This is a genomic window from Bradyrhizobium sp. DOA1 (genome assembly GCF_001593325.1).
In the GTDB taxonomy this organism is placed as follows: domain Bacteria; phylum Pseudomonadota; class Alphaproteobacteria; order Rhizobiales; family Xanthobacteraceae; genus Bradyrhizobium.
Genome location: NZ_JXJM01000001.1, coordinates 4,094,936 through 4,107,215 on the forward strand (window position 1 = coordinate 4,094,936; position 12,280 = coordinate 4,107,215).

A 12,280-nucleotide genomic window follows, 5' to 3' on the forward strand; every position below is an offset into this window, starting at 1 on the left:
GCACAATTGCAGGCGAGGAAATCAGGAAATGTCGGGCCCGATCAGGCACATCGTGATGTGGCGGCTGCGCGGGGAGAGCCCCGAGGAGCGCTCCGCCGCCCGGGTCAAGGTCAAGACCCTGTTCGAGGGCCTCAAGGGCCGGATCGACGGCCTCACCCATATCGAAGTCGGCATGGACGTCAGCGCGGTCGATTACGCCTGCGACGTGGTCTTGTTTTCCGAATTCACCGACCAGGCGGCCCTGGCCGCCTACGCCAACCATCCGGAACATCTGCGCGTGCGCGAGGCGCTGGGCGACTTGCGGATCGGGCGCTTTCAGGTCGATTATCCCATCAAAGAGACCGGCGCATGATCGGTTCGTTCACCTTTGAAAACCTGCCTTGCCGCGTCGTGTTCGGCGGCGGAACGCTGGCCTCCGCCAAGGCTGAAGTCGAGCGGCTCGGCGGCAAGCGCGCGCTGGTGCTGACGACGCCGCAGCAGGAGGCGCAGGGCAAGAGCCTGGGTGCGGCGCTCGGTCCGCTCTATGCCGGCATCTTTCCGGGCGCCACCATGCACACGCCAGTCGAGGTCACGGAACGTGCGCTCGCCGCGATGACGGCGTGCGAGGCCGACTGCGTCGTCTCGCTCGGCGGCGGCTCGACCACGGGCCTCGGCAAGGCGCTGGCCTTGCGCACCGGGATCAACCAGCTCTGCATCCCCACCACCTATGCCGGCTCGGAGATGACCCCGATCGTCGGCCAGACCGAGAACGGCCTGAAGACCACGGTGCGAGACGCAGCGATCCTGCCGGAGACCGTGATCTATGATGTCGACCTCACCCTGACGCTGCCGCCGGGCCTTGCCGCGACATCCGGCATCAACGCGATCGCCCATGCGGTCGAGGCGCTCTACGCGCGTGACACCAATCCGGTGACGTCGCTGATGGCGGAAGAAGGCATCCGCGCGCTCGCGCGCGCCCTCCCCGCGATCGCGGCCAAGGCCGACGACCGCGAGGCCCGCACCGAAGCGCTGTATGGCGCCTGGCTGTGCGGTGTCTGCCTAGGTACGGTCGGCATGGCGCTGCATCACAAGCTCTGCCACACGCTCGGCGGCACCTTCGACCTGCCGCACGCCGAAACCCACACCATCGTGCTGCCGCATGCGCTGGCCTACAACGCGCCGGCCGTGCCCGATGCGATGGCGCGCATCTCGCGCGCGATCGGCGCGGCCGATGCGTCGCAGGGACTTTTTGACCTCGCAAAGCGGCTGGGCGCGAAACTCGCGCTGCGCGACGTCGGCATGCCCGAAAGCGGTATCGACAAGGCGGCCGATCTTGCCGTGACGAATGCCTACTGGAATCCGCGCGCGCTCGACCGGAATGCCATTCGCGACTTGATTGCACGCGCCTGGGCCGGGGAGCCGCCTGTTACCATCAAAGCTGCGGCTTGAGACGATGCGGCGCACGCTGATCAGATCCGCGACCGTCATCAGCATGGATGACGCGATCGGCGACCTCCGTACCGGCGACGTGCTGGTCGAGGGAAATCGTATCGTTGACGTGCGCCCATCGATCGACCTCGGCAGCGGCGAGGCGGAGATCATCGATGGCACGGGACGCATCGTCATCCCCGGCCTCATCAACGCACACATGCACACCTGGCAGACGGGCTTGCGCGGCTACGCCGCCAATTGGACTCTGCTGGAATATTTCCGCCGCATGCATGCCGGGCTTGCGACCGTGTTCCGGCCCGAGGACATCCACATCGCGACGCTGGTCGGCGCGCTGAACCAGATCAATTGCGGCACTACCACCCTGGTTGACTGGTGCCACAACAACCCGACGCCTGATCACACCGACGCTGCCGTGCGCGGCCTGATCGATAGCGGCATCCGCGCCGCCTTCTTCCACGGCTCGCCAAAACCCGAGCCGAAGCCGGCCGAGCCGCATTTCTCGGAAGTGCCGCATCCGCGCCGCGAGGTCGAACGGCTGCTCGCAGGTCCGCTCGCCGACGGCGATGGTCTCGTCACGCTGGGACTCGCCATCCTCGGCCCGCATTACTCGACGCTCGACGTCGCCATGCACGATTTCCGCCTGGCGCGGGAGCTCAAGCTGATCGCATCAATGCATCAGGGCGGCGGGCCGGCCAAGACACCCGGCGGCTGGGACAAGCTGATCGAGGCTGGCCTGGTCGGCAATGGCATCAACATCGTCCATGGCAATGATCTGCCCGATGATCTCCTGGACCGGATGGTCGATCTCGGCGTGTCCTTCTCGGTGACGCCTGAGAACGAAATGATCCAGGGCCACGGCTTCCCGATCACCGGACGCCTCGTGGCGCGCGGCGTGCGGCCGACGATCGGGATTGATCTGGAATCCGTGCTGGCGGGCGATCTCTTCTCCGCCGCTCGCGTCGCGCTCTCGATGCAGCGGGCGCTCGACAATGCGGAGTCGCGCAAGACCAACGGCACCATCCCGGCAACGACCACGATTCCCGTCCGCGAGGCGCTGCGCTGGATCACCACGGAAGGCGCGCGCATGCTCGGCCGCGAGCATCAGATCGGCTCGCTGACGCCGGGCAAGCTCGCCGACCTCGTCATCATCAACGCCTCGGACCTCAACCTCTTTCCCGTGCATGATCCCGTCGCGACCGTCGTGATGCAGACGAGCCTTGCCAATATCGAGGCCGTCATGATCGGCGGCGCCTGGAAGAAGCGCGATGGCCGGCTGCTGGTTGACGGGCTGGAGGCCAAGAAGCAGCTTCTGGCACAATCCGGCCAGCGGCTGGTGCAAGACATCGAACGACAGGGACGCGCTGCCTGACGGCGCCAATGGACAAGAACAATGACTGACGCTTCGAACAATGTTGCTTTCGTCGGGATCGGCAAGATGGGTCTCCCGATGTCGGTGCTCGTCGCCAAGGCCGGTTATTCCGTCACCGCGTTCGACCAGAGCGCGGCGCGGATCAGCGAGGCACGTACGCAAGGCATTGCGATTGCAAAATCCCCGGCCGAAGCCGTGAGCGGCAAGGCGGCGGTCGTCACATCCCTGCCCGACGATGCCGCCTTGCGCAGCGCGCTGCTCGGCCCGACCGGCATCATCGCCGCGATGGCGCCCGGTGCTGTTCTCATCGAGACCAGCACCGTGAGCGTCGAGGCTTCGACCGAGGTCGCAGCCGCCGCACAGGCACGCGGCATCGCCTATCTTCGCTCGCCGGTCTCCGGCAATGCCAGCATCGTGCACACGGGCGCGCTGACCTGCTTCGTCTCGGGGCCGAAGGACGCCTTTGAAAAGGCAAAGCCGCTGTTCGCCGCCTTCACCCGCGCCCAGACCTATCTCGGGCCGGCCGAGGAAGCGCGCTACGCAAAACTCTCGGTCAACCTGATGATCGCGGTATCGGCGGCGATGATGGCTGAGAGTCTGGCGCTGGCGCGCAAGGGCGGCATTGCCTGGCAGGACATCCTGAAGGTGCTCGACGACAGCGCAGTCGCCTCGCCGATGGTGAAGTACAAGACCGCGCCGCTGCGGACCCGCGATTTCGAGTCAACCTTCTCCTGCAAGCAGATGGCGAAGGATCTCGACCTGATCCTGGGTGCCGGCCATGCCGTCGGCGTGCCGCTGCAGCTCGCGGCGCAAGTGCGCGAGACCTATGGCTCGCTGGTCGCACAAGGCGACGGCGAGACCGACTTCATCGCGACCGTCAAGCATCTCGAACGGCTGTCCGGCCTTGGCGAGCCGAAGCTGTGATCAACGGAGGCCTCCATGCGTAACTTCAACGAGAACACGATCACAGACGCCGTATTGGAGCGGATCGCGGGCGCAACCGATCCGCGGATCAAGGAGGTCAGCGAGGCGCTGGTGCGTCACCTCCACGCTTTCGTCCGCGAGGTGCGGCCGACCCAGAAGGAATGGGAATACGGCATCGACTTCCTCACCCGCACCGGCCACATGTGCAACGACAAGCGCCAGGAGTTCATCCTGCTGTCGGACACGCTCGGCGTCTCCATGCTGGTCGACGCAATCAATCACCCGGTGCCAGAAGGCGCGACCGAGACCACGGTGCTCGGCCCGTTCTTCGTCCAGGCCGCGCCGGAGAAGGACAGCGGCGCTGACATCTCCGGGCCGATGGAAGGCGATCCGATGCTTGTCACCGGCTCGGTCTCGACCGTCGACGGCAAGCCGCTGGCGGGTGCCATCGTCGACGTCTGGCATTCCGACGATGACGGCTATTACGACGTGCAGCAGCTCGACGCCATCGGCGATCTCGCGATGCGCGCCCGCTTCCACACCGATGCCAATGGCCGTTTCCATTTCTGGTCGATCAAGCCCGCGGCCTATCCCATCCCGCATGACGGCCCGGTCGGCGAGATGCTGGAGGTGCAGGGCCGCCATCCCTGGCGCCCGGCCCATGTGCACTTCATGATTTCAGCGCCCGGTTTTGAGCAGCTCGTGACGCACGTGTTCGTTGCGGGCGACCAATATCTCGACAGCGACGTGGTGTTCGGCGTCAAGGACAGCCTGATCCGCGAGTTCGTCCGTCATCCCGCCGGCCGTGCGCCGGATGGTCGCATGGTGGACAGCGCGTATTTTCATCTCAACTACGATTTCGGCCTGAAGCAGCTCGCGAGCAACGCGAGAGCCGCTTAAGCTGAACGACGGACCAAACAAGAGTCCGGCAACAGGGAGCAGACAGGAGCTGAGGATGGGACCGCGGGTCAGCACGGGCATATTGGCCGAGCGCCTCACCGGCATGATCGGTTCGCGCGCGAGCGTTGCGCGCGGCGTGCTCGATCAGCATGGGCAGAGCGAGTCGCATTATCAGAGCCTGCCGCCCGACATCGTAGTCTTCCCTGAGACCACGCAGGAGGTCGCCGAGATCGTCAAGCTCTGCGCCGGCGCCGGCATGCCGATCGTCCCGTTCGGTGCCGGCACCTCGCTCGAAGGCAATGCGGCCGCGGTCGCAGGCGGCGTCTGCTTCGACTTCGCGCGCATGAACAAGGTGCTCGCGGTGCACGACAGCGACATGGACGTGGTGGTGCAGCCCGGCATCACGCGCAAGCAGCTCAATGCGGAGCTGCGCAACACCGGGCTGTTCTTTCCGATCGACCCCGGCGCCGACGCTTCGATCGGCGGCATGACCTCGACCCGCGCCTCCGGCACGATGGCGGTGCGCTACGGCACCATGAAGGACAACGTGATGGCCCTCGAGGTGGTGCTGGCCGACGGCCGCGTCATCCGCACCGCCAAACGCGCGCGCAAGTCGGCTGCCGGCTACGACCTGACGCGCATGTTCGTCGGCGCGGAGGGAACGCTCGGAATCATCACGGAGATCACGCTGAAGGTGCATCCGGTACCGCAGGCGATCTCGGCCGCGGTCTGCAGCTTCGACACTCTGCACGATGCCGTTGATACCGCGATCTCCGTGATCCAGTCCGCGATCCCCGTCGCGCGCATCGAACTGCTCGACGACGTCATGATGCGCGGCATCAACGCCTACGCCAAGCTCGGCTATCGCGAGGCCCCCACTCTGTTCTTCGAATTTCATGGCTCCGAAAGCTCGGTCGCCGAGCAGGCCGAGGCCGCGCAGGCGATTGCTGCCGACCATGGCGGTCACGGCTTTGCCTGGGCAAAGGCGCCGGAAGATCGCAGCCGGCTCTGGCACGCCCGCGACAACACGCTCTATGCCGGCCTCGGTCTGCGGCCCGGCGCGCGCGCCGTGATCACCGATGTCTGCGTACCGATCTCGCGGCTGGCGGAATGCCTGACCGAGACGCGGCGCGACGCGGACGAGCACGGCTTTACCGCACCGATCGTCGGCCATGTCGGCGACGGCAATTTCCACATGCTGATCCTGATCGATCCGGCTAGGCCCGAGGAAGCCGAAGGCGCCAAGGCGCTGCAAGCCCGCATGGTTGCCCGCGCCATTGCCATGGACGGCACCTGCACCGGCGAGCACGGCATCGGGCTCGGCAAGATCGATTATCTCACCGATGAGCTCGGCGAGACCGTCGATGTGATGCGGTCCATCAAGACCGCGCTCGATCCGAATGGACTGATGAACCCCGGCAAGATCTTTGCCAGCGGAGCCAAGACATGAGCAACAAGTCATGAGCGACGCGCTTCCGATCGAGGTCACCTCGCCCACACCGCTGCTGGAGCTGCGCGGCATCAGCAAGGAGTTTCCCGGCGTCAAGGCGCTGGACGACGTGTCCTTTGCCGTCTACCCCGGCGAGGTCCACATGCTGCTGGGCGAGAACGGCGCCGGCAAGTCGAGCCTGATGAAGGTGCTGTGCGGCGCCTACCGCGCCGACGCCGGCGAGTTCTACCACAAGGGCGAGAAGGTCGTGATCTCCTCGACCGTCGATGCGCAGAAGCTCGGCATCGCCGTGATCTTCCAGGAATTCTCTCTGGTCCCCTATCTCGACATCGCCCAGAACATCTTCTTGGGGCGCGAGCCGAAGGGCCGCATTCCCGGCACTATCGACCGCCGCAGGATATTGACCGAGGCCAAACGCGTGCTCGACAGCATCGGCTTCGACATCGATCCCTCCACCACCGTCGACAAGCTCGGCGTCGCACAGCAGCAGATGGTCGAGATCGCGAAAGCGATCAGCCAGAACGCCCGCATCCTCGTCATGGACGAGCCGACCGCGGCGCTGTCGGACCGCGAGACCGAGCTCCTGTTCGCGCTAATCGGGCGGCTGAAGGCGGACGGCGTTTCCATCGTCTACATCTCGCACCGCATGGCCGAGGTGTTCGCAATCGGCGACCGTATCACCGTGCTGCGCGACGGCCGCCGCATCGACGGCGTGCGGCCCGCCGAGGTCACGCCGGACCAGCTTGTGCGCATGATGGTCGGCCGCAACGTCGACATGACCTATCCGCGCAGTTTTGCCGACAAGCCGGGCGAGGTGCTGCTCGAGGTCAAGGGCCTGAGCGCCTCGACCGGCATCTCCGACATCAACATCGAGGTGCGCCGGGGCGAGATCGTCGGCCTGTGCGGCCTGGTCGGCTCCGGCCGCAGCGAGGTCGCGCGCGCCATCTTCGGCGCCGATCCCGTGACGTCAGGTGAGATCATCTTCGACGGCAAGAGCATTTCCGGCGAGCCGGATCTCGCCGCCCGCAGAGGCATCGCGCTGATCCCGGAAAGCCGCAAGAGCGAAGGGCTCGCGCTGCTACGCTCGGTCAGCGATAATCTCGTGGTGTCCGCGCTTCGAAAGCTGTTCCCCAGCGGCATGTTCGACCAGCGTGCTGCGCTGCGCACATCCGACGGCCTGATCCGGCAATTGAGGATCGCGACACCGAGCGCGCGCCAGACCGTCGGCCTGCTCTCGGGCGGAAACCAGCAGAAGGTCGTGATCGGCAAATGGCTCGCGGCCGGCTCAAAGCTCTTCATCTTCGACGAGCCGACGCGCGGCATCGACATCGGCGCCAAGTCCGAGATCTTCGCGCTGATCGACCGCCTCGTCGCGGAGGGGGCGGCCGCCTTGATGATCTCGTCCGAGCAGGTCGAGATCTGCCATGTCTGCGACCGCGCCTATGTGATGCGCGAAGGGCGCATCGCCGGGCACCTGACACGCAACGAACTGACCGAGGAGAACATCGTGCGACTGGGGATGCATCATGCGTGAAGCCGCGGTTGTTTCACAGCCCAATCCGCTGCAGCGCATTCCCGGCGTTGCCATGGTGCTGGTGCTGCTGATCGCGCTGTTCGGCGTGATCGCGCCCGGCTTCCTGTCGGTCGCCAACCTCTCCAACGTGCTGGTGCAGTCGACCATCCTGACCATGCTCGCGCTGCCGATGACGCTGATCATCATGACCGAGGGGCTGGACCTGTCGATGGGCGCGGTGCTGACGCTGACCTCGCTCTGCGTCGCGATCGTGTCGCTCGCGACCCACTCGATGTTGCTGGGTCTGGGGGTTGGCCTGCTGGTCGGCACGGCCTTCGGAGTCGCCAACGGCTGGCTGGTCGCGATCGTCGGCATCCCGCCCTTCGTCGCGACGCTCGGCACGCTCGGCATGGCGCAGGGCCTGTCGCTGATCGTCAGCGACGGCCAGAGCGTGGTCGGCATCCCCCACAGCGTGCGCGACATCTACTCGGCGACGCTTCTGGGCATCCCCGTTCCGATCGTGATGGCGGTGGTGACCTATGCGGTGTTCCACGGCCTGCTCTATCACACCCGCTTCGGCACCTACATCTTCGCGCTCGGCGGCAACCGCGAGGCGCTACGCTATGCCGGTCTCTCACCGAACAAGCTGCTGATCGCGGTCTACGCGATCGGCGGCGCCATGGCCGGCATCGCCGGTCTGTTGATGACGGCGCGGATGAACTCCGGCCACCCAACCGCCGGCCTCGGGCTCGAGTTCGACGCCATCGCGGCCGTCGCGGTCGGCGGCACCTCGTTCGAGCGCGGCAATGGCTGGCTGCTCGGCACGCTGCTCGGCGTCCTTTCCGTCGGCGTGCTGCGCAACGGGCTGAACCTGATCTCGCTGCCATCCTCCGTGCAGGTCGCGAGCGTCGGCGTGCTCGTCATCCTCGCCCTGTTCCTCGACGGCCTCAGGAGCCGCGCATGACCGACATCACCAAGGACGCCATTGCGCCGCCCCGCTCCTTCCTGTCGCAGGACGCGATCCAGCTGTTCTACCGGCTGCTTGCAGCGCTCCTGATCTGCGCGGTCCTCGCCGTGCTCAGCGATTCCTTCCTGAGCCTCGGCAACATCCTCAACGTGCTGCGGCAAGCGAGCCTGACCTTCTTCATCGCCTCCGGCCTGACGCTGGTGGTGCTGACCGCAGGCCTCGATCTCTCCGTCGGCGCCAATGTTGCCCTCTCCGCCTGTATCGCCGGCACCGTGATCCACAAGACCGGCTCGCCGGCCCTCGGCATCCTCACCGGGCTTGCCTGCGGCGGCATCGTTGGCCTGCTCAACGGCATCATGGTCACCGCACTCCGCATCCCCTCCTTCATCGCCACCTACGGCATGCTCTGGGTGCTGAACGGCCTCACCTATTGGTACATGGCGGGCGAGACCCTGCACGGCTTCCCCACCGGCTTCCGCCAGATCGGCAGCGGCTATCTGTTCGGCCTGCCGATCCCGGTCTATCTGCTGCTGGTGTTCCTCGGGATCGGCACGTTCTTCGCGCAACGCACGATCTGGGGGCAGGAGATCTATGCCATCGGCGCCAATCCGGTCGCGGCGCGGCTCTCCGGCATTCCGGTCGCGCGCCGCCTGCTGCTGGTCTACACGGTGTCCGGCACCATGGCGGGACTGGCCTCGATCATCTTCCTGTCGCGGCTCAATTCGGCCGAGGCCGATATCGGCGAGAGCCTGACGCTGCCCGCAATCGCGGCCGTGCTGATCGGCGGCACCTCGCTGTTCGGCGGCGTCGGCACCGTGTTCGGCACGTTCATCGGCGCGCTGATCCTGACCTTGGTGCTGAACGGCATGAACCTGCTCTCGGTCAGCGCCAACTGGCAGCCGCTCGTCACCGGCGTCATCGTCATCCTCGCGGTCTGGCTCGACATGAAGACCCGCCGCCGCACGCAATGAGTTCTTGAGGTTCCAACAAGCAAAATGAGGGATGGAGGCAACATGAAACGGAAACTGGGCTATATGACGCTGCCGCTGCTGATGGCGGCTGCGTTCACCACGCAAGCACATGCGGACGGCGAGACCATCGCCGTCTTCACCAAGAACCAGACCAACCCCTTCTTCCAGACGGTGCGGGTCGGCGCCGACAACATGGCGAAGACGTTGAACGCGAAGACGCTGCAGTACATCCCGACCAAGCCGGACTCGATCCCCGAACAGCTCAGCCAGATCGAGGACGTCGTGGTGAAGAAGCCGAGCGCGATCGTGTTCACGCCGGTCGACTACAAGGCAATGGTGCCGGGCGTCGAGAAGATCAACGAAGCCAAGATCCCCGTCGTCAACATCACCGACCGTTCGGCCGGCGGCAAGTTCCTGTCCTTTGTCGGCGCCGACGATTACAGCCTTGGCCTGGAGACCGCGCGCTTCCTGCTCAAGTCGCTGGGCGGCAAGGGCAACATCGTGATCATCGAGGGCGTCAAGGGCTCGCTGACCAATGTCGACCGCGTCCGCGGCTTCAACGACGCGCTGAAGGAGGCTCCCGGCGCCAAGCTGCTGGCCTCGCAGCCCGGCAATTACCAGCGGCTCCAGGCGCTCCAGGTGATGGAGAATTTGATGCAGTCGAATTCGCAGATCGACGGCGTGCTCGCCGCCAACGACGCCATGGCAGTCGGCGCGATCGAGGCGCTCGACGGCGCCAACCGCAAGGCGCAGGTGATCGGCATCAACGGCACCAAGGAGGCGATCGACGCGATCAAATCAGGCAAGCTGCTCGCGAGCGGCGACTACAACGGCTTCGCGCAAGGCTGCCTCGGCACCATGATGGCGATCCGCTCCTTGCGGGGCCAGCCGGTCATCAGCGAGATCGTGCTGAAGCCGACCGTCATCACCAAGGACAACTACCAGCCGTTCGACGTGCCGCTGGAGCAGCGGACCTGCCCGACCTTCGAGGACGCCGGCAAGCTCAGCGCGAAATAAACCGATCATCACGAAACCGGACGGCCGCGCCTGCGGCCGTCCCAACAATTGAAGCAAGACACGGAGACACCATGCTGTTCGCCATTCACGCCGTCGACCGCGCCGGGGCGCTGCCGACCCGGCTCGCCAATTACGACGCCCACAAGTCCTTCCTGAGCGACACCTCGCGCTTCGGCGTCAAGATCGTGATGTCCGGCCCGCTCGTGTCCGACGATGGCGGGACGATGATCGGCAGCCTGTTCCTGATCGAAGCGCCCGGCCGCAATGAGGTCGAGGCCTTCAACCGCGCCGATCCCTTTGCCGCAGCGGGGATCTGGGAAAAAGTGACGATCACGGGCTTCCTGCGCCGGCAGGGTTGAAGCCGGCCACATCAAAAGTGCGAAAACAACCCCATGCACAGTAGAATGGGGTTGTTTTAACTTACGAATTTCCGACTCAGTCAGCTTTGACCCGTCGGGCAAAACAGCGGCATCATGGCATCGTCGCAGGATTGCCAGTCCTGCGCGTCTTCATTCAGGCTTGATGCAAGAACACCCGCCGTTGCGACGGACGGCGTCGGCGTGCGTCCACGCTCACTAGCCGCCGGCTGCATATCACCCCTCCCGCTTTGGTGAGGGCTCGCCAGCAGGTCAGCGCAAGTCAGACTCTTCCGTATCACCCAAGCTTTTGGCGCGCGACGAGGATTGCGTCGCGCCAACAATGCTCGGTGCTTGACAAGCCGTGTTCAGCGGAGGGAAGCGCATGCCGTCACTCGTGATCTCGCCTCGCAGGTTTCTCTCGTGACAAGCGGGCGACCCGAATGGCCGGCGGTCTCGCTCGACGAAACCTACCGCATCCTCACAGCTCCGGGCGCGCCGTTCGAGATGGAAACGATCGACGTCGCTGGTCGTCCCGTCCGGGTTTACAAAAAAGCCCACCGCGACCTCCGCACGATCTTCGAGGCTAGCAAGACGTGGGGTGATCGCACCTTCATCGTCTTCGAGAACGAGCGGCTCTCCTTCACCGAACACTATCGCGCGGCATCCGCGCTGGCGCGGCGGTTGGCCGAAGATTACGGCGTGAAGAAGGGGGACCGCGTGGCCATTGCCATGCGGAATTTTCCGGAATGGCCGATCGCGTTCTGGGCGGCAACGATCATCGGCGCCATCGCGGTGCCGCTCAATGCCTGGGGAACCGGGGAGGATCTTGCTTACGGCCTGCGCGACTCCGGCGCGAGCATCGCCGTCGTCGACGGCGAGAGGCTGGCGCGCCTCAAGCCGCTCATGGCCGATCACGCCGCCGCCCTGATCGCGGTACGAGCTGCGCCGGAAACTCTGGGCGAAGCGACCGCGCTGGAGGATCTGATCGGGGCGCCGTCGCAATACGGCACCCTGCCGGACCGGGCTCCGCCCGACCGGAACATCCATCCCGACGACGACGCGACCATCCTCTACACGTCGGGAACCACCGGCCGCTCCAAAGGCGCGCTGGGCACGCATCGCAACATCATGTGCAACCTCGTGAACATCACGTTCTCGGGCGCACGCGCTGCGATCCGGCGCGGCGATCCTCTGCCTGCACCGCCGGAGGCGCAGAAGGCGGTTCTGCTTCCGGTCCCGTTTTTCCACGTCACGGGCTGCCACTCGATCATGATCCCGGCCCTGGCGAACGGCTCGAAGATCGTGCTGATGTACAAATGGAATGCGGAAGCGGCGCTCGAGCTGATCGAGCGCGAGCGAATCAACGGCGTGTCCGGCGT

General features: G+C 65.6%; 12 protein-coding genes. All 12 read left to right on the forward strand.

Features of this window, described 5'->3' with window-relative positions:
* The first annotated feature begins 28 nt into the window (after positions 1-28).
* Complete coding sequence (locus tag SE91_RS19400; RefSeq protein WP_061848718.1) at positions 29-352, forward strand: Dabb family protein; 324 nt, start codon at positions 29-31, stop codon at positions 350-352.
* The gene (locus SE91_RS19405) at positions 349-1,428 is read left to right on the forward strand and encodes a maleylacetate reductase (protein WP_061848719.1); all 1,080 of its coding nucleotides are present in this window, start codon (positions 349-351) and stop codon (positions 1,426-1,428) included. Before SE91_RS19400 ends, SE91_RS19405 begins: the two co-directional genes overlap by 4 nt.
* 4 nt (positions 1,429-1,432) lie before the next feature.
* Complete coding sequence (locus tag SE91_RS19410; protein WP_061848720.1) at positions 1,433-2,800, forward strand: amidohydrolase family protein; 1,368 nt, start codon at positions 1,433-1,435, stop codon at positions 2,798-2,800.
* Between the two features lie 21 nt (positions 2,801-2,821).
* Positions 2,822-3,724, forward strand: a complete 903-nt coding sequence (locus SE91_RS19415) for an NAD(P)-dependent oxidoreductase (protein WP_061848721.1) — start codon at positions 2,822-2,824, stop codon at positions 3,722-3,724.
* Positions 3,725-3,739: 15 nt separating this feature from the next.
* Positions 3,740-4,624, forward strand: a complete 885-nt coding sequence (locus SE91_RS19420) for an intradiol ring-cleavage dioxygenase (RefSeq protein WP_061848722.1) — start codon at positions 3,740-3,742, stop codon at positions 4,622-4,624.
* A gap of 55 nt (positions 4,625-4,679) precedes the next feature.
* Positions 4,680-6,074 carry an FAD-linked oxidase C-terminal domain-containing protein gene (locus tag SE91_RS19425; RefSeq protein WP_061848723.1) on the forward strand — a complete coding sequence of 465 codons (1,395 nt, stop codon included), beginning with the start codon at positions 4,680-4,682 and terminating at the stop codon, positions 6,072-6,074.
* Positions 6,075-6,084: 10 nt separating this feature from the next.
* Positions 6,085-7,608, forward strand: a complete 1,524-nt coding sequence (locus SE91_RS19430) for a sugar ABC transporter ATP-binding protein (RefSeq protein ID WP_061848724.1) — start codon at positions 6,085-6,087, stop codon at positions 7,606-7,608.
* Positions 7,601-8,551: an ABC transporter permease gene (locus SE91_RS19435; RefSeq protein WP_061848725.1), complete on the forward strand. Its 951-nt coding sequence runs from the start codon at positions 7,601-7,603 to the stop codon at positions 8,549-8,551. Before SE91_RS19430 ends, SE91_RS19435 begins: the two co-directional genes overlap by 8 nt.
* Complete coding sequence (locus SE91_RS19440; RefSeq protein WP_061848726.1) at positions 8,548-9,525, forward strand: ABC transporter permease; 978 nt, start codon at positions 8,548-8,550, stop codon at positions 9,523-9,525. Before SE91_RS19435 ends, SE91_RS19440 begins: the two co-directional genes overlap by 4 nt.
* A 42-nt stretch (positions 9,526-9,567) precedes the next feature.
* Entirely contained in the window at positions 9,568-10,542 is a 975-nt protein-coding gene (locus tag SE91_RS19445; protein ID WP_061848727.1) for a sugar ABC transporter substrate-binding protein, read from the forward strand.
* Between the two features lie 71 nt (positions 10,543-10,613).
* Complete coding sequence (locus tag SE91_RS19450; RefSeq protein ID WP_061848728.1) at positions 10,614-10,901, forward strand: YciI family protein; 288 nt, start codon at positions 10,614-10,616, stop codon at positions 10,899-10,901.
* A gap of 504 nt (positions 10,902-11,405) precedes the next feature.
* The coding region (locus SE91_RS19455; RefSeq protein WP_197489487.1) for a class I adenylate-forming enzyme family protein at positions 11,406-12,280 on the forward strand (875 nt) is incomplete at its 3' end.

Coding starts and splice junctions, on each gene's coding strand:
- SE91_RS19410 (WP_061848720.1), top strand. CDS start 1,433: ATGCGGCGCACGCTGATCAGATCCGCGACCGTCATCAGCATGGATGAC.
- SE91_RS19430 (WP_061848724.1), top strand. CDS start 6,085: ATGAGCGACGCGCTTCCGATCGAGGTCACCTCGCCCACACCGCTGCTG.
- SE91_RS19440 (WP_061848726.1), top strand. CDS start 8,548: ATGACCGACATCACCAAGGACGCCATTGCGCCGCCCCGCTCCTTCCTG.
- SE91_RS19420 (WP_061848722.1), top strand. CDS start 3,740: ATGCGTAACTTCAACGAGAACACGATCACAGACGCCGTATTGGAGCGG.
- SE91_RS19405 (WP_061848719.1), top strand. CDS start 349: ATGATCGGTTCGTTCACCTTTGAAAACCTGCCTTGCCGCGTCGTGTTC.
- SE91_RS19425 (WP_061848723.1), top strand. CDS start 4,680: ATGGGACCGCGGGTCAGCACGGGCATATTGGCCGAGCGCCTCACCGGC.
- SE91_RS19415 (WP_061848721.1), top strand. CDS start 2,822: ATGACTGACGCTTCGAACAATGTTGCTTTCGTCGGGATCGGCAAGATG.
- SE91_RS19435 (WP_061848725.1), top strand. CDS start 7,601: ATGCGTGAAGCCGCGGTTGTTTCACAGCCCAATCCGCTGCAGCGCATT.
- SE91_RS19400 (WP_061848718.1), top strand. CDS start 29: ATGTCGGGCCCGATCAGGCACATCGTGATGTGGCGGCTGCGCGGGGAG.
- SE91_RS19445 (WP_061848727.1), top strand. CDS start 9,568: ATGAAACGGAAACTGGGCTATATGACGCTGCCGCTGCTGATGGCGGCT.
- SE91_RS19450 (WP_061848728.1), top strand. CDS start 10,614: ATGCTGTTCGCCATTCACGCCGTCGACCGCGCCGGGGCGCTGCCGACC.